This window comes from Nonomuraea sp. NPDC049649 (assembly GCF_040675175.1).
GTDB lineage: Bacteria > Actinomycetota > Actinomycetes > Streptosporangiales > Streptosporangiaceae > Nonomuraea.
Genome location: NZ_JBFAOH010000044.1, coordinates 1 through 19,768, shown reverse-complemented (window position 1 = coordinate 19,768; position 19,768 = coordinate 1). Strand labels below are relative to the sequence as shown.

General features: G+C 68.9%; 23 protein-coding genes. 13 read left to right on the top strand and 10 right to left on the bottom strand.

What is annotated here, in order from left to right; translation table 11 throughout:
* The 4 genes from AB0J42_RS32665 to AB0J42_RS32650 all read left to right on the top strand — a co-directional run bounded on the left by AB0J42_RS32665 (nt 1) and on the right by AB0J42_RS32650 (nt 2,815).
* On the top strand, nt 1-846 hold the full coding sequence (locus AB0J42_RS32665; protein ID WP_364301352.1) for a class III extradiol dioxygenase family protein: 846 nt from the start codon (nt 1-3) through the stop codon (nt 844-846).
* On the top strand, nt 843-1,547 hold the full coding sequence (locus AB0J42_RS32660) for an alpha/beta fold hydrolase (protein ID WP_364301350.1): 705 nt from the start codon (nt 843-845) through the stop codon (nt 1,545-1,547). Before AB0J42_RS32665 ends, AB0J42_RS32660 begins: the two co-directional genes overlap by 4 nt.
* Nucleotides 1,548-1,667: 120 nt before the next feature.
* Nucleotides 1,668-2,057 carry a hypothetical protein gene (locus AB0J42_RS32655; protein ID WP_364301347.1) on the top strand — a complete coding sequence of 130 codons (390 nt, stop codon included), beginning with the start codon at nt 1,668-1,670 and terminating at the stop codon, nt 2,055-2,057.
* Between the two features lie 59 nt (nt 2,058-2,116).
* Nucleotides 2,117-2,815, top strand: a complete 699-nt coding sequence (locus AB0J42_RS32650; RefSeq protein WP_364301345.1) for a ThuA domain-containing protein — start codon at nt 2,117-2,119, stop codon at nt 2,813-2,815.
* Here the strand turns inward: AB0J42_RS32650 and AB0J42_RS32645 are convergent.
* Both AB0J42_RS32645 and AB0J42_RS32640 read right to left on the bottom strand, forming a co-directional pair.
* Complete coding sequence (locus tag AB0J42_RS32645) at nt 2,812-4,182, bottom strand: plasmid pRiA4b ORF-3 family protein (RefSeq protein WP_364301342.1); 1,371 nt, start codon at nt 4,180-4,182, stop codon at nt 2,812-2,814. The two genes, AB0J42_RS32650 and AB0J42_RS32645, sit on opposite strands and share 4 nt — an antisense overlap.
* A gap of 57 nt (nt 4,183-4,239) precedes the next feature.
* Nucleotides 4,240-4,677, bottom strand: a complete 438-nt coding sequence (locus AB0J42_RS32640; RefSeq protein WP_364301340.1) for an anthrone oxygenase family protein — start codon at nt 4,675-4,677, stop codon at nt 4,240-4,242.
* Between the two features lie 91 nt (nt 4,678-4,768).
* Here AB0J42_RS32640 and AB0J42_RS32635 point away from each other — a divergent pair, with 91 nt between their 5' ends.
* Nucleotides 4,769-5,302, top strand: a complete 534-nt coding sequence (locus tag AB0J42_RS32635) for a hypothetical protein (protein WP_364301338.1) — start codon at nt 4,769-4,771, stop codon at nt 5,300-5,302.
* A 257-nt stretch (nt 5,303-5,559) separates the two neighbouring features.
* Complete coding sequence (locus tag AB0J42_RS32630; RefSeq protein ID WP_364301336.1) at nt 5,560-7,077, top strand: TROVE domain-containing protein; 1,518 nt, start codon at nt 5,560-5,562, stop codon at nt 7,075-7,077.
* 1 nt (nt 7,078) lies between these two features.
* On the opposite strand, the gene AB0J42_RS32625 is transcribed toward AB0J42_RS32630, so the two are convergent.
* Nucleotides 7,079-7,768: an NAD(P)-binding domain-containing protein gene (locus AB0J42_RS32625; RefSeq protein ID WP_364301334.1), complete on the bottom strand. Its 690-nt coding sequence runs from the start codon at nt 7,766-7,768 to the stop codon at nt 7,079-7,081.
* Nucleotides 7,769-7,876: 108 nt separating this feature from the next.
* Between AB0J42_RS32625 and AB0J42_RS32620 the strand changes: the two genes are divergently transcribed.
* Genes AB0J42_RS32620 through AB0J42_RS32610 form a run of 3 tightly spaced genes read left to right on the top strand, consistent with a single transcriptional unit; the run spans nt 7,877 to nt 10,048 of the window.
* Nucleotides 7,877-8,665: an aminotransferase class IV family protein gene (locus AB0J42_RS32620; RefSeq protein ID WP_364301332.1), complete on the top strand. Its 789-nt coding sequence runs from the start codon at nt 7,877-7,879 to the stop codon at nt 8,663-8,665.
* 43 nt (nt 8,666-8,708) lie between these two features.
* Nucleotides 8,709-9,596, top strand: coding sequence for a phosphorothioated DNA-binding restriction endonuclease (locus tag AB0J42_RS32615; protein ID WP_364301330.1), 888 nt, complete (start codon nt 8,709-8,711; stop codon nt 9,594-9,596).
* 5 nt (nt 9,597-9,601) lie between these two features.
* Nucleotides 9,602-10,048 carry a hypothetical protein gene (locus AB0J42_RS32610; RefSeq protein WP_364301328.1) on the top strand — a complete coding sequence of 149 codons (447 nt, stop codon included), beginning with the start codon at nt 9,602-9,604 and terminating at the stop codon, nt 10,046-10,048.
* Here the strand turns inward: AB0J42_RS32610 and AB0J42_RS32605 are convergent.
* Nucleotides 10,045-10,446, bottom strand: coding sequence for a hypothetical protein (locus tag AB0J42_RS32605; protein ID WP_364301326.1), 402 nt, complete (start codon nt 10,444-10,446; stop codon nt 10,045-10,047). The genes AB0J42_RS32610 and AB0J42_RS32605 overlap by 4 nt on opposite strands.
* A 162-nt stretch (nt 10,447-10,608) precedes the next feature.
* Between AB0J42_RS32605 and AB0J42_RS32600 the strand changes: the two genes are divergently transcribed.
* Nucleotides 10,609-12,369: a hypothetical protein gene (locus tag AB0J42_RS32600; protein WP_364301324.1), complete on the top strand. Its 1,761-nt coding sequence runs from the start codon at nt 10,609-10,611 to the stop codon at nt 12,367-12,369.
* A 41-nt stretch (nt 12,370-12,410) separates the two neighbouring features.
* Here AB0J42_RS32600 and AB0J42_RS32595 read toward each other — a convergent pair whose 3' ends face one another.
* From AB0J42_RS32595 to AB0J42_RS32580, 4 genes are all read right to left on the bottom strand, one after another.
* A complete protein-coding gene (locus AB0J42_RS32595) occupies nt 12,411-12,905 on the bottom strand; it encodes a hypothetical protein (RefSeq protein WP_364301322.1) in 495 nt (164 codons plus the stop codon).
* A gap of 72 nt (nt 12,906-12,977) precedes the next feature.
* Entirely contained in the window at nt 12,978-13,085 is a 108-nt protein-coding gene (locus tag AB0J42_RS32590) for a DNA/RNA helicase domain-containing protein (RefSeq protein WP_364301320.1), read from the bottom strand.
* On the bottom strand, nt 13,043-14,599 hold the full coding sequence (locus AB0J42_RS32585; protein ID WP_364301318.1) for a DNA/RNA helicase domain-containing protein: 1,557 nt from the start codon (nt 14,597-14,599) through the stop codon (nt 13,043-13,045). The genes AB0J42_RS32590 and AB0J42_RS32585 overlap by 43 nt, the downstream gene beginning before the upstream one ends.
* Nucleotides 14,600-14,777: 178 nt before the next feature.
* Nucleotides 14,778-15,377 carry an XRE family transcriptional regulator gene (locus tag AB0J42_RS32580; RefSeq protein WP_364301316.1) on the bottom strand — a complete coding sequence of 200 codons (600 nt, stop codon included), beginning with the start codon at nt 15,375-15,377 and terminating at the stop codon, nt 14,778-14,780.
* 88 nt (nt 15,378-15,465) lie between these two features.
* On the opposite strand from AB0J42_RS32580, the gene AB0J42_RS32575 reads away from it, so the two are divergent.
* Nucleotides 15,466-16,083: a class I SAM-dependent methyltransferase gene (locus AB0J42_RS32575; RefSeq protein WP_364301314.1), complete on the top strand. Its 618-nt coding sequence runs from the start codon at nt 15,466-15,468 to the stop codon at nt 16,081-16,083.
* Between the two features lie 148 nt (nt 16,084-16,231).
* The gene (locus AB0J42_RS32570) at nt 16,232-17,197 is read left to right on the top strand and encodes an alpha/beta hydrolase (RefSeq protein ID WP_364301312.1); all 966 of its coding nucleotides are present in this window, start codon (nt 16,232-16,234) and stop codon (nt 17,195-17,197) included.
* Nucleotides 17,198-17,564: 367 nt separating this feature from the next.
* Here AB0J42_RS32570 and AB0J42_RS32565 read toward each other — a convergent pair whose 3' ends face one another.
* Nucleotides 17,565-17,978, bottom strand: coding sequence for a winged helix-turn-helix domain-containing protein (locus tag AB0J42_RS32565; protein ID WP_364301310.1), 414 nt, complete (start codon nt 17,976-17,978; stop codon nt 17,565-17,567).
* Nucleotides 17,979-18,082: 104 nt separating this feature from the next.
* On the opposite strand from AB0J42_RS32565, the gene AB0J42_RS32560 reads away from it, so the two are divergent.
* A complete protein-coding gene (locus tag AB0J42_RS32560; RefSeq protein ID WP_364301308.1) occupies nt 18,083-18,322 on the top strand; it encodes a hypothetical protein in 240 nt (79 codons plus the stop codon).
* Nucleotides 18,323-18,664: 342 nt separating this feature from the next.
* On the opposite strand, the gene AB0J42_RS32555 is transcribed toward AB0J42_RS32560, so the two are convergent.
* Nucleotides 18,665-19,666: an HNH endonuclease gene (locus AB0J42_RS32555; RefSeq protein ID WP_364301306.1), complete on the bottom strand. Its 1,002-nt coding sequence runs from the start codon at nt 19,664-19,666 to the stop codon at nt 18,665-18,667.
* Nucleotides 19,667-19,768 lie beyond the last annotated feature (102 nt).

Sequence of the window (19,768 nt, the reverse complement as noted above, 5' to 3'; positions counted from 1 at the left end):
GTGGCGACCATCGTCGGCGGGCTGGGCACCTCGCACGTGCCGTCCATCGGGGCGGCGCTCGACAAGGGCCTGCGGGACACGCCCGAGTGGAAGCCGTTCTTCGACGGCTACCTGCCCGCCCGGGAGTGGGTGCGCGAGCAGCGGCCGGACGTCGCGGTCGTGGTCTTCAACGACCACTTCAACGCGATGTTCCTGGACCGGGTGCCGACCTTCGCGGTCGGCTGCGCCCCCTCTTACCGGCCGGTCGACGAGGGCTGGGGGCCGCGGGCGATTCCGGCTTTCGAGGGGGAGAGCCGTTTCGGCTGGCACCTCGCCGACACCCTCGTGGCGAGCAAGTTCGACCCGGAGATCATCCAGGAGATCGAGGTCGACCACGGCCTCCAGGTGCCGATGGAGCTCTTCTGGGGCAGGCCCGCGGACGCCTGGCCGGTGAAGGTCGTGCCCATCTTCGTCAACGTGCTGCAGTACCCGATCCCGCTGCCCGAGCGCCTGTACGAGCTCGGCCACGCGCTCGGCCGGGCGATCGAGACCTACGACAGCGACCAGCGGTTCGTCGTCCTCGGCACCGGCGGCCTGTCCCACCAGCTCCAGGGGGCGCGGGCCGGGTTCCTCAACCCGGAGGCCGACCACCGCTTCCTCCGCGACATCGCCGACGATCCGGACGAACTGGCGAGCTGGAGCCGGGAGCATTACGTCGAGACCTTCGGCCAGGAAGGCGCCGAGGTCATCATGTGGCTGGTCATGCGCGGCGCCCTCAGCCGCGACGTGGTGGTCAGGCACCGGCACTACTTCTCGCCCGCCTCCATGACCGGAGCCGGGATGATCGTCATGGAGAACGCGGTATGAGCACGTTCGTCCTGATCCACGGCGCCTGGCACGGCGGCTGGGCGTGGCAGCGGGTCGCCCCGCTGCTGCGCGCCGCCGGCCACGAGGTCCACACACCCACCCTGACCGGTGTCAGCGACCGCGCCCACCTGCTGCACCCGCAGGTCGGCCTCTCCACCCACGTCCAGGACGTGGTGGCGCTGATTGAGGCGTACGACGCCCGCGACGTGGTGCTCGTCGGCCACAGCTACGCCGGTCAGGTCGTCACCGGCGTCGCCGACCGCATCCCCTACCGCCTGTCCCGGCGCGTCTACCTGGACGCGTTCGTCGGCGACGACGGCGAGGCCGCGATCGACCTGCTGCCGGAGACCATCGCCGGGCACTACCGCGAGTCGGTGGCGGGGCCGGGCTTCGGCTGGCTCATCCCGGTCCGCTCCCTCTCCGTCCTCGGCGTCACCGGCCAGGCCGACCTCGACTGGCTCTCCCCGCGCCTCACCCCGCACCCCTGGCTCACCTACACCGAGCCGCTCCGCCTCACCGGCGCGGGCCGGCGGGTGCCCGCCGCGTTCATCGAATGCACCGCCTGGATGCGCGTCTTCACCCCGCACGCCGCGCGGGCCGCCGCACGCGGATGGCCGGTGTACGAGATCGCGACCGGCCATGAGGCGATGGTCACCGCCCCGGCCGAACTCGCCGGCCTCCTCATAAAGCTCGCCGGCTAGACCGTGTGGCGCTGGTCACGTTCTATGTGTGGATTCGTCCACAGATGAGGGGCGGGCTTCTCCGTAATGTCCGTGGTGCCGGACGGAACCGGCAGCACCGAAAAACGGGGAGGAACTCCAATGCGCAAGACCTTCGCGATCGCGGCCCTGGCCGGCTCGATGGCCGTCACCGGCCTGGCGATCAGCCCGGCGGCGGCCCAGGCCACCACCACGACGCACAGCCAGTGGGGCAAGGTCTTCTCCAGCGACCACAAGGCCTACACCTTCGGCAAGACGTGGAAGAAGCACGGCAAGGTCTTCACGAAGTGGCACGGGGTGGACAAGCGCGGCGGCAAGAAGGGCTGGGTCTGGTTCGAGTACTACCAGAACGGCAGCTGGCACCGCTTCAACAAGTCCTGGGACGGCAAGGTCATGGGGGCCTGGAGCGGCCGGGGGATCAAGAAGATCTACACCTTCACCTGCTGGGCGGGGAAGTTCGACAACTGCGGCCGTAAGTACCGCATCTTCTAGAACGCCCCCCGGAGGTGCGACGATCGGATACGTCGAACCTCCGAGCGATTGGCGCAAGAATGGCGAACCGTAAGGCTCTGGTGGTGCGCGGCGGCTGGGAAGGACACGTCCCGGTCGCCGCCACCGACCTTTTCGTCCCCTTCCTCGAAGACCACGGCTTCGAGGTGCACAAGGCCGATTCCCCCTCACCGTACGCCGACGCGGCGTTCATGACCGAGATCGACCTGATCGTGCAGTGCTACACGATGGGGACGATCGAGCCCGACGAACTCGCCGGCCTGCGCGCCGCCATCGAGTCGGGCACTGGAATGGCGGGCTGGCACGGCGGCATCGCCGACTCCTTCCGCAACTCGTCCGACTACCTGCACCTCATCGGCGGCCAGTTCGCCTGCCACCCCGGCAAGGACCCGGCCGAGCCGCACGACGACCCCGAGGCCCACAACTTCGTCCCCTACACCGTCAACATGCTCCCCGAGGCCGCCAGCCACCCCATCACCCAGGGCCTGACGGACTTCGACCTCGTGACCGAGCAGTACTGGGTGCTCACCGACGACTACATCGACGTCCTCGCCACCACCACCCAGAAGGTCCGCCCCTGGGACCCCTGGCACCGCGAGGTCACCTCACCCGCCATCTGGACCCGCCGCTGGGGCAAGGGCCGCATCTTCGTCACCACCCCCGGCCACAGCCTCGACGTCCTGCGAGACGACACCGTACGGACGATCATCGAACGCGGCATGCTCTGGGCGGCCCGCTAACCCCATCCCTGGGCGACCAGAATCCGCCGCACCCCGTACGCGCCGAGCGCCGTCAGCCGGACGGCGGCGCCGGCGCGCACGACGGCGAGCGTGGGCTTCAGGATCTCCCGCAACAGCGCACTGGGCGAGACCAGGCCCGGCCCCCGCTCCCGGTAGTCTTCCAGCAGCTCCCGCATCAGCGACTCGGCGACATCGGGGTCGGCAGGGTCGCCGGTCGGCTCGATGACCCCGGCCAGCGCCCAGACGCCCATCGCGTCGGCGGCGGCCCGCGCGAACCCTTCGGGGCGGCCGTACCCGGAAGCCGCACCGATCACCAGCGCGGGCAGCAGCACCGGGAACGGCTGATCGGGCAGCTGGTCCAGGAGCTGCACGGTGATCGAGAACATCTCCCGCGCGTCGTCACGCGCCCAGGCGCGCCGGTCGCTCCGCCCGCCTCGCGTACGAGCACGCAGGACCCCGCCCAGCAGCGACGCCCAGACCTCCACCCGATCCCCGGCGTCGCCCTCCTCCCACCTCCGCACGGCAGGACCGGCGACGGCCTTGGACCCGCGGACCTCGACCAGCCCGGCCTCGACGGCGGCGGGCCACAGCACACCCAGGCCCGGCAGGTCCTTGGCGGACTTCACCTTGCCCGGCGGGCTGACCGCCTCCTCGCCGGGCAGGACGGGCGCGGCCAACCCGAGCTCGATCTCGGCCTGCAACGCCTCCGCCGGGCGGGGCAGCCCGCTGGGCGTCAGCGCCCGCCCGGAACCCGCCCAGTCGGCCAGCGCGAGCGCCCGCCGCACCAGCTGAGACCCCGCGGCCGGCTCGGCCAGCCCGGACACCGGCGAGGTCTCCCGCTCCGGCAGCACCACCTCGAGCTGCGCGAGCCGCGGGAACAGCCCGGTGAACGCCGCGTCGACCTCATCAAGGCCCTCGGGCAGGTCGCGCCCCGCCACGCCGTCCAGGGCCTTGTTGACCGTGCCGGGATCGAAGGCGCCGGGCACATAGGGCTCGTAGGAATCCTCCTCCGGAGCCTTCTCCGCGCCCCCGACGCAGACCGGATAGCGCGCGTCCGGCTCGGCCGGGACGATGTCCTCCACCTCGACCAGGTGACGCCACTCATCGCCCAGGTCGTAGATGTAGTGCAGTGCGGCTCCGGGGCGCGGCAAGACCTCGATCAGCCGTACGGAATCCTCGTGGAACAGGTCCGGCCCATCCAGCAGCGGGTCCGGCCCGTAACGGACGTGATCCGCGTCGAAGAGGTGCAGGTGGTCGCCGCCCCACTCGAAGGCGACCTGGAGGATGTCGCCGAGCTCGCCGAGCGTCACCGCGGACGGCACGCGCAGGCGCCGCCACACGGCCGGGCGGAAGTCGGTCAGCGTCACTTTCAGATGGTGCACGAGAGGCATCGGCTGGCTCCGGCGGTGAGGGGTGGAGCCAGCCTAGAGCAGGGTCAGACCGATTCCGACCAGAGCGAGGCTGAGCAGGGACGCCGCGGCGCGGACCGTGTTCCAGGCGGTCCACCGCGGCGCGTACTCCTGCCACGCCATCGTCCCCGCCTCCATGGCGTTGTTCATCGGCACGTTGATCGCCGCCGTGACCAGGAAAGAGCCCACGGCGTTCACCCCGGCGGCGGCGTAGAACCAGACCGCCGCCGGGCCGCCGCCCACCACCCCCGCCGCCAGCGCCGCGACCGGCGCGCCGAGGAACACCACGTAGAGCCAGGGGTTCAGGATCTTCCTGTTGATGCTCCGCATCGCCGCCCCCGCCTGCTCGGCCCCGACCGCTCTGAGGCCGGGCATCACCGACATGGAGAAGGCGTAGAAGAGGCCGGCGAGGGCGCCGTGCAGCACCAGCGCGGCGAGAGGCAGTACCAGCATGCTCCTCATGCTGACCTCCCGGTTCTGGACGGGCCATCTTCTGCACCCTCAACCGCATACGCCGCCGTCTCTTTTGTGGTGAGATATGCCGGTGGAACGCGCGAGTCAGCTCGTCGGCGAGACGTTGATCTTCTGCTTTCTCTTCGCCCTGATCACCGGCGGCTTTCTCGCCTACCATTTCGTCCCCGGGGACGACGTTGTCATCTACGACGGCTCCTACACGCCCCTGCACGGCGTCCAGATGAGCCAGGCGTACGAATCGGCCCTCAGGATCGGCCTCGACGTGGACGGCGGCATGCTCCTGCGGCAACTGCACCACAAGTCCTTATACGTGCTCATCCTCGGCGTCGTCATCTGGGTCCTGCTCGCCCGGCACCGATACGCGATCATCTCGCTGGGCCTCTGCGTCGTCGGCGGCCTCACCGGCTACGCGTCAGTCGACGACCTGCTCAGTAAGTACATCCCGGGCACCACCTGGATCTACGTGCTGCACCTCTTGGTGGCGCTGGGCATGGCCGCCGCCCTGGTGAAAGCCTCCCGCCTGGAGGCCGCCAGTCAACCCCGCACCGTCGGCCTCGTGTTCCTGGCCGGTTGCATCGCCTTCGTCACCATCTACTGGCTCTGAAAATAGGAATGCGCCGGGTGACGATGACCGGTTACGGTGATCTCGACCTCAAGAGGAAAAGACCTCATAGGGGTGCCCGGTGCGCAGGCAACGGTTACTTCGAAATGGGATCGAGTTGTTGCGGGTTCGAATCCCGCCGTCTCGGGAAACCGGGGCGTAGCTCAACCTGGCAGAGCACTACGTACCGTCGCCGACTTCGATCTCGGGCACCCCTTTTCTCATGCCTCGACACGACGGGTGAAAGGAGTTGTTCCGTCATGGCGAAGTTCAACACGATCCCGTCCGTCCGTACGTACGAAGGCGCCCCCGCATACCGCCGCGACGCCAAGGGCGAGCTCTTCCTCCTGGCCGTGTCGAACATGGTGGGGGAGACCACCTTCTACGAGCCCGCCGCCGACCGCGACGAGCGGTTCCGCGCGCTCGTCCACCAGGTCGCGGTCGAGGACTTCGACTGGCTCGCCGGCTTCCTGCCGTGGCTGCGCACCGAGGCCAACCTGCGCAGCGCCCCGGTCGTCGCCGCGCTGGAGGCCGTGAGGGCTCGCCTGGCCGCCGGCCTCGAAGGCGGCAACCGGCAGCTTGTCGTGAGCGTGCTCCAGCGGGCCGACGAACCCGGCGAGGCTCTCGCGTACTGGATGTCCACGTACGGGCGAGCGGTGCCGAAGCCGGTGAAGCGGGGCATCGCCGACGCGGTGCGCCGCCTCTACAGCGAGCGGTCGCTGGTCAAGTACGACACCGAGGCTCGGAGATTCCGCTTCGGGGACGTCATCGAGCTGGTGCACCCGTCGCCCGACCCGGCCAAGCCGTGGCAGGGTGACCTGTTCCGGCACGCGCTGGACCGCCGGCACGAGCGCGACAACCCGATCCCGGACTCGTTGAGGACGTTGCTCGCCCGTACCGACCTGCTCGCCCTGCCCGTCGCCGAGCGGCGCGGCGTGCTCGGCGACCAGGCGCGGCTGGCCGCGGCGGGGATGACGTGGGAGGCGCTCGCCGGCTGGCTCCAGGGGCAGATGGACGCCGACGCCTGGGCCGCGGTGATCCCGTCCATGGGCTACATGGCCCTGCTGCGCAACCTGCGGAACTTCGACGAGGCGGGCATCCCCGGCGAGCTCGCCGAGCGGATCGCGGCCAAGCTCACCGACCCGGGCGAGGTGGCCCGGTCGCGTCAGCTCCCGTTCCGGTTCTACTCGGCGTACCTGGCGTCGCGGCGCTGGCGTCAGGCGCTGGAGCAGGCGCTGACGCTGGCCACGGCCAACGTCCCGGCGTTCCCGGGCCGCACGCTGGTCCTGGTCGACACCTCGGCGTCGATGACGGGCGGGTCCATTTCGGCCCGCTCGACGATCACGCCCGCTCAGGCGGCCACGCTGTTCGGGGTGATCCTGGCGGCGCGCGGCGACCGGGTGGACCTGCACGGGTTCGCCGACGGCGTGTTCCGCCACGAGGTCAGGCGCGCGTCCGTGCTGAAGGAGGCCGAACGGTTCTGCCGCCGGTTCGGCGAGGTCGGTCACGGCACGCGGATCGCCGAGTCCGTACGGGCGACATATAAGGGGCATGACCGGGTCGTCATCCTGTCCGACATGCAGACGATGGGCGGCGAGGTCACGCGCGCGGCGCCCGCGGACGTGCCGATCTACGGCTACAACCTCCAGGGCTACCGGTATGCGGCGATGCCGACAAGCCGGGCGAACCGCCACGAGTTCGGCGGCTTCTCCGACGCGGCGTTCCGGATGATCCCGCTGCTGGAGGCGGGCGCGTCCGCCGCCTGGCCCTGGCTGTGAGTTACTGCATGTCGCGGTAGCGGCGGGCGGCGGCCAGCGCCTCGCGCAGCTTGTCCGCGCTCACGGGCGCCCCGGCCCCGCCGACGTCGCCGTCCGCCGCGTACGGCACCACGTACGCGGCGGTGTCCCGCTGGAACCGCCACCCTTCGGACAGCGGCCCCACGTCGACCACGTCGTACCCCAGCTTGTCCAGCAGCTCGGCAGCGGCGGTCTTCGCGTCGGCGTCGTCCCCCGCGATCGGCAGCGCCGTCCGGTCGTCCGCCCCCGGCGGCCGGCCCAGCGACGCCAGATGCTTGTAGAAGATGTTGTTGAACGCCTTGACCACCCTGGCCCCGGGCAGGTGCCGCTGGACCAGCTCGCTCGTGGTCGTCTCCTCGGCGTCCAGCTCCGGGATCTGCCCGTCGCGCTGCGGATAGTAGTTACAGGTGTCCAGCACCACCTTCCCTGACAGCGGCTCCGCCGGCACCTGGCCGATGGCGCCCAGCGGCACCGTCACCACCACCCAGTCCCCGGCCGCCCCCGCCTCGGCCGGGGTGGCGGCCCGGGCCCGCGGCCCCAGCTCCTCGACCAGCCGGGCCAGGGTCTCCGGCCCGCGGGAGCTGCTCAGGACGACGTCGATACCGGCATCCACGGCGAGCCGCGCGAGCGTGCTGCCGATGTTGCCACTGCCGATCAATCCAAGAGTTGCCATGCCCGCGACATCCCCGCCTGCCGGACGCCTATTCCTCCCGGTTGACCTTCGAGCGGTGTGAACCCTTACCGTCCCTCACCGACACGTCCCTTACACCGGAGGAGAACCATGTCTTCCTTCGTCAACGGCCGCCCGGCCACCGCCGAGGACCTGACGCCGCTCGCCTTCGCGGGCCACGCCCACTTCACCGCCATGCAGGTCCGTGACGGCCGCGTACGAGGCCTCGACCTGCACCTGGCCCGGCTCCGCACCGCCTCCCTGGAACTCTTCGGCCAGGCACTCCCCGACGACCAGATCCGCACCTACCTGCGGGCGGCAATCCAGGACGGCCCACCGGACCTCTCGCTGACGGCCACCGTCTACTCCTCGTCGGGCGAGTTCACCGCCGCCGCCCCCGACCTCGCGCTGCTGGTCCGCACCGGCCCGCCCGCCTCAGGCCCCCGAGGACCGCTCGCCCTGGCCGCCTTCGAGCACGAACGCTTCCTCCCCGCCATCAAGCACGTCGGCGAGCCGGCCAAGACCTACTACCTCCGCCAGGCCGTGGCCCAGGGCTTCGACGACGCCGCCTTCCTCGACCGCCGAGGCCGCCTCAGCGAGGCGTCGATCTGGAACCTGGCGTTCTGGGACGGCACGTCCGTGGTCTGGCCCGAGGCCGACATGCTCACCGGCATCACCATGACCATCCTCCGCCGCCAACTGCCCCACCTCGGAATCCCCCAGCGCACGCAGCAGATTACCCTCGCGGACCTGCCTGAATTCACCGGGGCCGTGGTCATGAACTCTTGGACCCCGGGGATCGCGGTCCACCGAATCGCCTCGGTATCCATCCCCGAAGCCCCATCATTCGTACAGACCCTGCACGAGGCATATCAGGCCGAACCACCCGTCGTGCCCTGAGCGACCCTGACGAGGCCGGAGGATCGCTCTACACTGGCCGATCGTGGACTGGGTCGAGCGGGTCGCCGAGGTCCGGCGCTGGACGCGGGGCGGCGAGCGCGCGCCGCACAAACCGCTCCTCCTCCTGTACGCGCTGGGCCGGTTCCAGCGCCACGGCAACCGGCCGATCCCGTTCAGCACCGCCGAGGGCGAGCTGAAGACCCTGCTCAAGGAGTACGGACCGCCCCGCGACACCAGCCCCGGCTACCCGTTCCACCATCTGACCAGCGACGGGCTCTGGCTGGTCGAGACTCTGCACGGCCCCGGCAGCCCCGGCCCCGAGCTGGGCAGGTTGCGCGACAGCCAGGCCACCGGCCGCCTCCACCCCGACCTGGCCCGCGCCCTGTCGGAGGAGCCCGGACTGCTGGGGCGGATCGCCCGCTACCTCCTCGACGCCAACTTCGCCCCGTCCCTCCACACCGACCTGTGCATGCTGGCCGGCCTGGACCTGGAGACGGCGGAGACCACCGGCGAGGTGAAGAAGCCGCCGCCCGTCCGCCGCGGCCCCGGGTTCCGCGACCAGGTGCTGATGGCGTACGAGTACTGCTGCGCGTTCTGCTCGTACGACGGCTGGCTGGACGGCGCCGCGGTCGGTCTCGACGCCGCCCACGTCCGCTGGTGGGCGTTCGACGGCCCCGACGACCTGGCCAACGGGCTCTGCCTCTGCGCGATCCACCACAAACTGTTCGACAAGGGCGTCCTCGGCCTGACCGCGGACCGCACCATCACCGTCTCGGCTCGCTACGTAGGCCGTTCGCAGGCCTCCCGCGAGATGGTCCTCTCCCTGGCCGGCCGCCCCGCCCGCGAACCCCAGCCGGGCCTCGACATGGTCAAACCCGACCACATCACCTGGCACGCCCGCCAGGTCTTCCGCACCCCCGCCCGCGGCTGACCCCCATGAGGCGATTCGCCGTCGCGAGCGCATGGCTGACCGCCTTCATCCTCGTCCTCCCGGCGGCGGGCCTGGCGGTCGCGGCCTCGTCACTCCGCGAGCCCGTGATGTTCCTGGCCTGGTACCCGGTGCTGCTGGCCCTGGCCTACCTCCTGGGCCTCATCATCCTCGCCCTGCTCGGCCTCTCACCCGCGTGGCTGCGGGCGCTCGTGGCGGCGATCCTGACGTACGCGGTCGTACTCGCCGATCCGCTCACCACCACGATGGCGAGCTTCCCGATCCACGTGATCAGGTGCGGCGGGCTGCCCATCGTCGCCACCGACTTCGCCGCCGCCAGAAGCTACACGGTGCCCAGCAGCGAGCACTACCTGGTGACGCCGCTGGACACCCGCTTCTTCTGCACCGAGGCCGAGGCCCGCGCCGCCCGCTACCACCGGCGGCTGGAGTACTAGCCGCCCTGGGTGAAGATGGTCCGCTGCTTCGAGCACTTCCCGGTGGGCCTGTAGGCGGTGCCCCGGCAGACCTGGACCTTCATCTGCAGCACGTACCCGAAGCTCCTGCGGAAGGTGCCGACGCCGGTCCTGCAGTTGTAGAAGCCGACGTTCTTCCAGCGGCCGTTCTTCGCGCTCTGACCTCGTACGATCACCCACGAGCAGGCCTTCCCGGGGGTGTCCCGCACACTCCCGGTGACGGTGAAACCGGACTTGCCGACGGTCACCTTGCCCCAGGCGCGGGCTTTGGCATCGCTGGAGTACACGGACCCCCAGTTCCAGGACCTGGCGGCGGCGGAGGCCGGGGTGGCCAGGGTCAGGGGGAGGGCGAGGGCGACGAGGAAGGCAAGCAAACGCATGGGGGAGCTCCGAGGTCGTACGTGACGTGATCACCTCTAGGGAAGGCCAGCCGCCTTGCGGGCCACTTGAATCCGGCTGTGATTGAGAAGGTATAAGGCGTTTACCCCGGATGTCTGTTGTGCTTGACTCCCGGCTTGTAGCCACCCCATCGGGGAGGGTCCATGGGGGAGTTCGTCGGGATCGATCCCCTCGGCGCGGAGAAGCTGATCCGCCAGATGGAGGCCGGGAAGGACGTCCTGGACAGGGCGCGGCCAGGGCTGGAAGCGGCGATAGCCGAGGCCGGTGACACCTGGACGGGCAGCGCGGGGGTCACCGCGATGCACCGCGCCTGGGCGTTCTTCCACGAGTCGCAGCAGGACCTCACCTGGCGCATCGCCACCCTCAAACGGATGGTGCCGACCCGGCAGCAGGGCATGCTGACCGGCACCCTCCCCTTCAGCAGCCAGACAGCAGCGGCACAGGCCGCCAAGAAGGACGCCGACGCCATCACCCAGGCACTCAAGAACCACGACCGGCACCTTTCCGGGCAGAGCTGGAACGAGGTGGACAAGGCCCTCTCGGCCCTCAAGGGAAAGCTCGACGATCCCGCCTACTCCACAGCCCTGCTCACGGCACTCGGGCCGCAGACCTTCACGAAGCTGCTCCGAGACTGGATGAACACCAACGCCGCCGGCGACCGCCGAGGGCTGACCCCGGACGCGCTCCAGCGAGCCACCGACTCCTCACCCGGGCTACTGGCGCGTGCCTTCGCCAGCGCGGAGAGCTCCGGCAAACTCGGCGGCGAGTGGCAGAAGATGGTGGAGACCGCCCCCTCCGACATCCTGACGACCCTCGTCGCGCTCGCCCCGCAATCCGTCACGTTCCTCAACAGGGTGGGGACCCAGCTCCTGAACCGCCCGCCGAACTCCGACGCCTACCCCACAGACCCCAACTGGAGCCTGCACAACCTGGTCAAGGCGTACGAGGCGAACCCGGACGCGTTCCGGCGATTACTCGCAGAGCACCCCAAGGAGGCGGCGGTACTCCTAGACGCCTACACCATCCGCACAACCGGCGTCCCCGCCTATGAGGAGACGCTGGCCAAGGCACTGGACGGCGCCTTGAAACCAGGCTCCGGACCGGATGACGTACGGGAACGAGCCTGGCTCACGGTCATCAACAGCATCGGAGATGAGCACACCCTCTGGGTCGGCGGCAGCCTCGGAACCTTCGCCGACTCGCCCATCAGCCGGGCACTGGCCCGCAACATCACGCCCATCCTCGACCATCTGGCTCGAGGACAGGCCGAGCGGAACTCGCCGGAACTGCCCAGCCTGAGCCCCAGACCTCCCTGGGATCAGCTCGACCCCGCGGTAAGCGCCCGGTTCATGGGCGCCCTGATGCAGGACTCCGCCGCGGCCGACACCCTGATGAAGGCGAGCGCTGAATACACCAAGAAACTGGACATGGGCCGTTACCACCCCTTTGACCAGAACACCGACATTCAGGCCGCGCACGTCAACCTCGCCGAGCGTACGGGCGCGATGGCGAACCTGCTGCTGGCCGGCTCCACCTACGCCGAGTGGAGCGACGACGAGTACGCCGAACGGATAGCCGGTTTCGTCCTCATGCCCGTCGACTACTTCAGCGAGTACTTCCCCGTGGTCGGCAAGATGGCCTCCGTCGGCAAGGCCAAGGGGCAAGACGAGGTCAAGGACCTCCTGAAGGGCCTGATCACGGACTACCTTGACAAGAAGACGCCGGGCACCGCCAGGACCGTCGCCGGCAGGCTCGTGAACGCGCAAGTCAACTGGCTGAACGAGTCACTCAAGGCGCATGGGCAGCCGCCGTTGACGGCATCGCAGGAGGCGTTGATGAGGAACGCGATGGTGGGGCGGATGCATGACGCTTTGCTGGATGCGCTGGAAAGAAGGGGAGGCTGATCACGCCCCTGAGAGAGGTGCCCGATCCCCGGTGACCTCGTTCAGCCGCTGATCGGGTAGCACTCCGTCTTGCCGACGATCATGATGTTGGGGGTCGGTTCCATGCGAGCGAGGAGTACGAAGGTCAACCTGGCCTCCGGGTTTACCACCACGGCGACGCTGAGGTTGTCCTCCCAGAGGTCCAGGTTGTCCACGACCTCTGTGTAATAACCCTTCGTGATGAGCTCGGTCTTCAGCAACCCGATCAGGCTGAGCGGACTCTCGGCGGACGGGTTCGCGAAGTCGCCTTTCGCGATGTAGTAACGCTGCTCTTCATCGTTGAGGCAGGTCGCGTCGCGATCCCCATTAGTAGCCCGCTCTTGCTTCAGCCCCGTCAAGCCCGCCTTGATACCGTCGACCAGGTCGTCTCCATCACTCACGAGCTGCTGGGTCGCCTCCGCCAACGTCGGCCGCTCCGGCTCTCCCGAGCAGCCGGTCAGAGCCGCGAAACAGGCGAGTATCGCGGCAGTTCCTCTCGCTAACGCACCCAGGCGCACGCCCCGGACGATATCCGACCGCCCGCCGCTCGTACATCCATTTCGTCCTGATATAGCGAGCCGCAATAGAGCTCAAGCCGGATCCGGAGGCACAAGTCGCGAAAGGAAGCCCCGCAGCTCAGGGTCCACCGCGTAGATCACCGTGCCGCGCATGCCCCGGGTGAGCAGGACCTTGTACACGTGCCGCACCAGCAGGTCGAACTCGCCGTCCGAGACGCTCTTACGGCTCTTGAAAGCGGGGGGTCGGGGCGGGGGTCGCTCCAGGGCCAGCAGAAGCCGGCGGTCATGCGGGCGGTGCCCTGCTGTGCGGCGAGGAACGCTTCGAGCTCGTGCGGGGAGCCGGCGAGCCGCAGCTCGAAGTCCTCGTCGTCCCACGCCGTCGGGCCGCCGTCGGCGAGGCCGAGCAGGCGGAGCACCCACTGCTCGTACTTCCGGCTGCCGCCGCAGCGGAACTGCTCGTCGAGGGAGACGCGGCGCACGGCGTAGCCCTTGTGGCGCGCGTACGCCTCGATGCCGTCCGCGGTGCCGAGCTCGCCCGGCCGCACCACCTGGTGGTCGTCGAGGAGGAAGACCGGCACCCGCGCCGCGGACATCAGCTCGTCGAGCTGGCTGCGGCCGGTGCGTTTGGCCGCGGGGGTGAAACGGTGGGTGGAGGTTTCGCGGATGCGGTGGGCTTCGTCGCAGATGAGGACGTCCACGCCGTTGGGTTCGGCGTCGGTGAAGCTGTTGAAGTACTTGAAGAGGTTCTTGATCCGGGTGTTGCCGCGGCCGGGGTAGCGGCGCATGGTCTCGGTGAAGGAGTTCGAGCCGGTGGCGTGGAAGGTCGAGCGCCCCTGCCTGAACAGCTCGCCCAGCAGCGACAGCGCGATCACGCTCTTGCCGCTGCCCGGGCCGCCGGTGACGATGACCACCTGCTTGGAGTCGGCGCGCCTGGCCCGCTCCACGGCCCCCATGACCAGCTCGTACGCGACCTGCTGCTCGTCCAGCAGCGTGAACTGCTCGCGCTCGCGGATCTCCTTCGACGCGTACGACATGAGTTGCTTGCTCGGCCCCACCGCGCTGTTGAGGAGGCGGTCGGCCGCGTCGGCGCCCGGCTTGTCGTCCAGCCGCTCGCTCAGGTAGCGGAGGAACTCGCCCCGCCGCTGCTTCGTGAACAGTCGGCTGCGCTCGTCCCGCACCTGCTCGGCCAGCCCTTCGACGTCCAGATCGCCAGCGTTGTGCAGGTACGCGACCCCGGACACCGCGTCCGGCCTGCCGCTGAGCACGCCGAGGAAGTCGGTCATGTACTCGCAGTACCGGCGCACCTGCTCGACCGGATGCAGCGTCTCGCCGCCCGGCATGCCGTCCACGATCACCAGGTGCTCGCCGGCCTCCGACGGCTCGGCCCGGCTCCACTGCTTGAGCTCGACCACCACGTACGAGTCCTCGCCCGTACGCGGATGCACCCCGGCGAGCACGACGTCGGCGCGGCGGCTCGTCAGGGGGAGCTTGTACTCCACGAGCATCTCGACCCGCTGCAACCCGGCGTCGGCGAGGTCACGGGCCAGCGCGGGGAGGCTGCGCTGCCACGACTTGACCTCGGAGGGGGAAGGGCGGTGCCCGGTGGAGTTCCGCACGTGTTCGGCGATCAGCTCGGCCAGGGTGGCCTCGTTGGGCGAGAGCACGTTCTCGACAGACAGCCGCAGCGCCGGCACGGAATGTCCCCCAGGCAGCACGAGATAACTCGTGCGGGTGGGGGCCTATCCGCTCCGGCGTGAGCCGTGCGAGCGCGGAAGCCCGTCGGGCCGCATCACAGGTCATCGAGAAGCGTAGCGGTGGGGCTTGGGCTAGGGAACACCTGGATCAGGTGGGGTGCGCAGCTCCGCACTGGCGCTAGTTTCCGGTGTGAGACGGCCGATGAGTCTCGGGGCGTACGTGCGAACGCACCCCGTGCACGTCGAACAGGATGAGGAGCTCGACCGCACCGCCGTCGGCGCTGCCCAGCCAGTGTGGCGAGGACGTGTCGAACTCGACTGCCTCACCGGGCTGCAACGTCAGGTCGCGTTCGCCGAGCACGAGCCGCAAGTGACCGTTGAGCACGTACAGCCATTCGAAGCCTTCGTGAGTCTGCGGGGTCGGTTCGGGTGGTGCCGACCAGGCGGGGATGATCATCTTGAACGCATGCACCCCGCCCGGTCGCCGGGACAGTGGAATGAAGATCATTCCGAAGCGTCTGATCGGCTTCAGGTGGATCCGCGGGTCGCCGGTGCGCGGGGCTCCCACGAGATCGTCCAGCGGAACGTCGTAGATACGAGCCAGCGGCAGCAGCAACTCCAATGTCGCCCGGCGCTGCCCGCTCTCCAGCCGGGACAGAGTGCTCTCCGACACGCCGGTCGCCGCCGCAAGGGCGGCGAGGGTGAGGCCGTGGTCACGACGGAGCGCACGAAGGCGCGGCCCCACCCCGGCGAGCACGTCGTCCGTTTCGCGATTCACCGGGCCATCTTGCCAGAACGGCAAGATTGCGTGCCAGATCTGGCTAGCTCAGCAAAAGTGGGCGCACACATCGACAGAAGGAGTCCTGATGAGCGCCATCACGTTCTGGGACGGCGTCCACGCGGCCCGACCGCAGGCCGTCGACCCGCAACCCAATGCTCGCCTTGTCGAGACGGTTACGAATCTGCCGCCCGGCGACGTTCTGGACCTCGGATGCGGCGACGGCGGCGACGCGCTGTGGCTCGCCCGCCGGGGCTGGCACGTCACCGCGGTAGACATCTCGGCCGTGGCGGTCGAGCGGCTCGACGTCCTGGCCCGCTCACAGGGCCTCGGCGATCGCGTCATCGCCGTGCGGCACGACCTGCACGAGTCTTTCCCGCAGGGCGGGTTCGACCTGATCTGCGCCCACTACCTGCACACCCCCTTCGAACTGGACAGGGCTGCCGTCCTGCGCTCCGCCGCGCACGCTCTGCGCGTGGGCGGGCGGCTGCTGGTCGTCGACCACGGCTCGACCGCGCCGTGGTCGTGGAACCAGGATCCCGACGTCCGCTATCCGACGGCGGGGGAGGTCGCCGCAGGCATCGGCCTGGATCCGGCGACCTGGACGGTCGAGCGGGCCGACGCACTGCGCCGGATCGCGACCGGACCGGGCGGACGCACCGCCGAGGTCATCGACCACGTTCTGCTCATCCGCCGCACCGCCTGACGCGGCAACGCCGACCCGGCACAGGCCGGGCACTCACGATCGAGGAGACCGGCCGCCACATGCCGGCTTCTTCAGGACAGGAACCATGATCACCGCAACACAACCGTCGGTGCGCCGCGCCCTTCGGCCCGCGCGCACCGTGGCGACCATGACACTCACCCTCCTGCTGGCGATCGGCACTGCGGCCTGTGCCGCCCCGACAGCCCGCGAGGTCCCCTCTTACGCCGTCGCCACCCAGGGCGATGCCCGGTTCGACAAGAGCTTCCGCCATGCGTTCGCCGACGTCGACGGCGTCCGCATGCACTATGTGACCGGCGGCAGCGGCACGCCGGTGGTGCTGATCCACGGTTGGCCGCAGACCTGGTACGGCTGGTGGCCGATCATGCCGGCCCTCGCCGAGAAGCACACCGTCTACGCTGTCGACCTCCCCGGACTGGGCGACAGCACCGGCTCGCCGACCGGCTACGACAAAGCCACCCTGGCTCGATACGTGCACACCTTGATCGCCGATCAGCTCGGGGTACGTGACGCCGCCGTCGTCGGACACGATCTCGGCGCCGCGGTGGCCTTCCAGTACGCCAGCCAATTCCCCGATGACACCGCCCGCCTCGGCTACTTCGACCTGCCGTTGCCCGGGCCCGGGATCGACGCGTCCACGTACCGCTCACTGAGCTGGCACATCGCCTTCCACTCTCAGCCGCGGGTCCCCGAAGCGGTCGTGAGTGACGACGTCCGCGAGTATCTGGCGCTGTTCTATCCCCAGGTCTCTTACGGTGGCACGGCGTTCGGCGGAACCTCCGATCGATCACCGTTCACCGACGCCGAGATCGACGAGTACGCACGGACCTACAGCCGCCCCGAGGCCCTGTCGGCCGGTTTCGAGCTCTACCGCGCCCTCGACAGGGATGTCCGCGACACCGTGGCGGCGGCACCCGTACGTGTCCCGACCCTGCTCATGACCGCCCAAGGGCAGCTCGACGCGATCCGAGCCACCGTGGCCCCGCGCATGACCAACATCGTGCGAGCGGTGGACGTGCCGAACGCGGGGCACTGGCTCGTCGAGGAGAACCCACAGGTCGTCACCGCCGAGCTGATGCGTTTCCTCGACGGATGACCGCCGCCGAGGCGCTGCCCGGACCCCCACATGGCTCCGCTGCCATGCCTTGACCTCGGAGAGGGAGGGGCGGCGCCCGGTGCGGTTTCGCACGTGTACGGCGATCAGTTCGGCCAGGGCGGCCTCGTTGGGCGAGAGCACGTTCTCGACAGACAGCCGCAGCGCCGGCACGGAATGTCCCCCAGGCAGTACGAGAGAACTCGTGCGGGTGGGGGCCTATCCGATCCGGCGTGAGCCGTGCGAGCGCGGAAGCCCGTCGGGTCGCATCACATGGTCACCGAGAAGCGTAGCGGGGCGCCTGGGCTAGGGAACACCGCTGGGCGCGTTGGCTTCGAGCGTGGTGGGATGAACGCCGGCTAAATCGACGCTAGCCCTCGTCTCCAGCCTTCACGATGGTCCTGTCGGCGGCGAGCAGCCGCGTTTCTCCTGATGGATCGGTGATCACCAGGACGGGTACGCCCTCAGCCACGCCGATTTGTCTGCGCTCGGGTTCGGTGGGCATGCGAGCTGTTACTTGGGTGCCTGGGGCGATCTCGACGGTGGCGGCTTCGCCGGCCTCTCGGACGCGTGAGCCGCGTAGTTCGGTGACGATGAGCCCTTCTCCCCTGAGCATGGCCATGGCACGACGGACGGAGTCGCGGGAGATGCCGAACTCGGCCACGTAGTCGCTCTCAGCGGGGAGCCTCTGCCCAGGGCGGAGTTCCCCTCCTTCGATGCGTGCCCGGATCAGGTCAGCAAGTTGCTTGTAGACCGGGCGGTCGGCGCTGGGGTCAATGGCCATGGCATCAACGCTAGGTACCACTGTACGTGCTTCCGATTGCACGTTCGTACGTATGTAGCTACATTCGGAGAAGCAGTTGACCCTCTTCTTGATCGGCTGAGCCTATGACGCTTCAAGAACTCGCGAACCAGTACCCGAACTGGGTGATCTGGCGTGGTGTGGGCGAGACCGGGCCCGGAAGCTGGTACGCCACCCGTCGTGGGAGGCGCCTGAGCCATGCCCAGCTCCGGGCTGGAATGGCTCAGACCGTGGCCGGTGACGACGAGGACGCGCTCGTCCAAGAGCTGCAACGGCAACACGAACTCGCGTTCCAGTTCTCCCGCAACACGTGGACGGGCTCATGACCGCCGCGGAGGATCTCGCAGCGCGGTATCACGGGATCCACCCCGCAGCCCCTCAAGCCGGCTACGAGCGCATCGACTGGCAGAAGTGGGACGCCCGTGTTGCTCGCGTACGGGTGCGCGACCATACGTGTGAGTGCCAGGTAATCGTGTACGAGTTGTGTCAGGCCGGCGGATTGCTGGTCGTCCGGCGGCTGTACCGGTCTGAGGGAGTGGCCGTTCACCGATCCGAGTGGCTGCGTGCTGCTGAGGCCGAACGGTTGTGGATGCGGATTCTGCTCGGACAAGCTCGATGAGAGGTGATCGGGACCAGCTGGGTGAGGCCTTGCTAGCCGCTGTCTGCTGTCACATCTCGCGGTGTACGCGCTGGAGGAAGCTGTACCACTCGCCGGCGCGCTCACCCGTGTACCCGTAGAGCTTGAGCGTTAGCTGGAGGGTTCGCTTCAAAGGGTGAGGGGACTTCAAGATCGCCTCATTGCGTTTGGCCAGGCGGACCAGCTCGTCGTGGTGTGGTGGCCGGTTGCTCTTCCGGCTGTTGCAGGAGGCGTGGGCCGGGGCGAGGTTCCAGATGGCGTCGAGATCGATCTTCCCGCCGAATAAGCGCATGAACGAGTACGGGAAGACATGGTCTACTGCCAGCTCATCAATGCCGAGCGTCAGCGGTTCGCCGCAGATCATGCAGCGGCCGTGTTGAAAGCCGATGACAGCCTCGGTGACGCCTGTGACCGGGCGGCGCCGCTGCTTGTCTGTGATCACTAAGTTGTCCAGGTCGACCGCGACACCCTGCAAGACGAGACTCTGGCCAACCCCGGCGGCGAAGGACGTCTCGACTATGCTCCACCGTGCTGCCAGCTCTGATTGCAAGGTCGTGGCCTGCTGGGATAAGGCTACTTCCCGTAAGTGGTCGGTCAGCTTGACCACGCGCTGGCGGGAAGAGCCGGTCAGCTCGTAGAAGCGGTGGGGGAGTTCCACGCCGCCGCGCAGATTGTGGAACTTCTGCATCACCATCTGCTGCATCGACTTCATCGCGAGGGCGAGAAGCTCCTCTGTTGGCGAGCCGAGCCGTGCGGACTCCTCGGCCTCGCGCTGCGCCACAGCTAAGAAGTCCGTGTCGCCGACCTTCGTGTTCAACGATGCCTGCGGAGCTTGGGCCAGGTGGCGGACCAGGCTCATGGCGTACGGCTTGGCCAGGTCACGGAGCGGAATGTCCTCGCGCCCCGCAGCAGCGGCTTCCAACAGTGCCTCACCTAAGGCGAACTTGTAGGTGCGGGAGTTGGCGCCCATGAGGACCGCGAGCCGCCAGGACGAGCGGGCGGTCGGCTCTTCGCGAAAGAAGTCCACAGTCATCCGTGCTGGTCGCGTCCGAGATGCGGTGTAAAAGTGAACGAGCGTAGGGTGCCGTGCTGAACCGACCAAAGTTCGCACTACGCAAGGACCTACGCTCGTGGC

Excerpts from the sequence above, each read along its gene's own strand:
- AB0J42_RS32650 (WP_364301345.1), top strand. The coding sequence starts at position 2,117 with ATGGCGAACCGTAAGGCTCTGGTGGTGCGCGGCGGCTGGGAAGGACAC.
- AB0J42_RS32655 (WP_364301347.1), top strand. The coding sequence starts at position 1,668 with ATGCGCAAGACCTTCGCGATCGCGGCCCTGGCCGGCTCGATGGCCGTC.
- AB0J42_RS32610 (WP_364301328.1), top strand. The coding sequence starts at position 9,602 with ATGAGGCGATTCGCCGTCGCGAGCGCATGGCTGACCGCCTTCATCCTC.
- AB0J42_RS32575 (WP_364301314.1), top strand. The coding sequence starts at position 15,466 with ATGAGCGCCATCACGTTCTGGGACGGCGTCCACGCGGCCCGACCGCAG.
- AB0J42_RS32600 (WP_364301324.1), top strand. The coding sequence starts at position 10,609 with ATGGGGGAGTTCGTCGGGATCGATCCCCTCGGCGCGGAGAAGCTGATC.
- AB0J42_RS32630 (WP_364301336.1), top strand. The coding sequence starts at position 5,560 with ATGGCGAAGTTCAACACGATCCCGTCCGTCCGTACGTACGAAGGCGCC.
- AB0J42_RS32565 (WP_364301310.1), bottom strand. The coding sequence starts at position 17,978 with ATGGCCATTGACCCCAGCGCCGACCGCCCGGTCTACAAGCAACTTGCT.
- AB0J42_RS32620 (WP_364301332.1), top strand. The coding sequence starts at position 7,877 with ATGTCTTCCTTCGTCAACGGCCGCCCGGCCACCGCCGAGGACCTGACG.
- AB0J42_RS32660 (WP_364301350.1), top strand. The coding sequence starts at position 843 with ATGAGCACGTTCGTCCTGATCCACGGCGCCTGGCACGGCGGCTGGGCG.
- AB0J42_RS32625 (WP_364301334.1), bottom strand. The coding sequence starts at position 7,768 with ATGGCAACTCTTGGATTGATCGGCAGTGGCAACATCGGCAGCACGCTC.
- AB0J42_RS32560 (WP_364301308.1), top strand. The coding sequence starts at position 18,083 with ATGACGCTTCAAGAACTCGCGAACCAGTACCCGAACTGGGTGATCTGG.
- AB0J42_RS32555 (WP_364301306.1), bottom strand. The coding sequence starts at position 19,666 with ATGACTGTGGACTTCTTTCGCGAAGAGCCGACCGCCCGCTCGTCCTGG.
- AB0J42_RS32605 (WP_364301326.1), bottom strand. The coding sequence starts at position 10,446 with ATGCGTTTGCTTGCCTTCCTCGTCGCCCTCGCCCTCCCCCTGACCCTG.
- AB0J42_RS32570 (WP_364301312.1), top strand. The coding sequence starts at position 16,232 with ATGACACTCACCCTCCTGCTGGCGATCGGCACTGCGGCCTGTGCCGCC.
- AB0J42_RS32640 (WP_364301340.1), bottom strand. The coding sequence starts at position 4,677 with ATGCTGGTACTGCCTCTCGCCGCGCTGGTGCTGCACGGCGCCCTCGCC.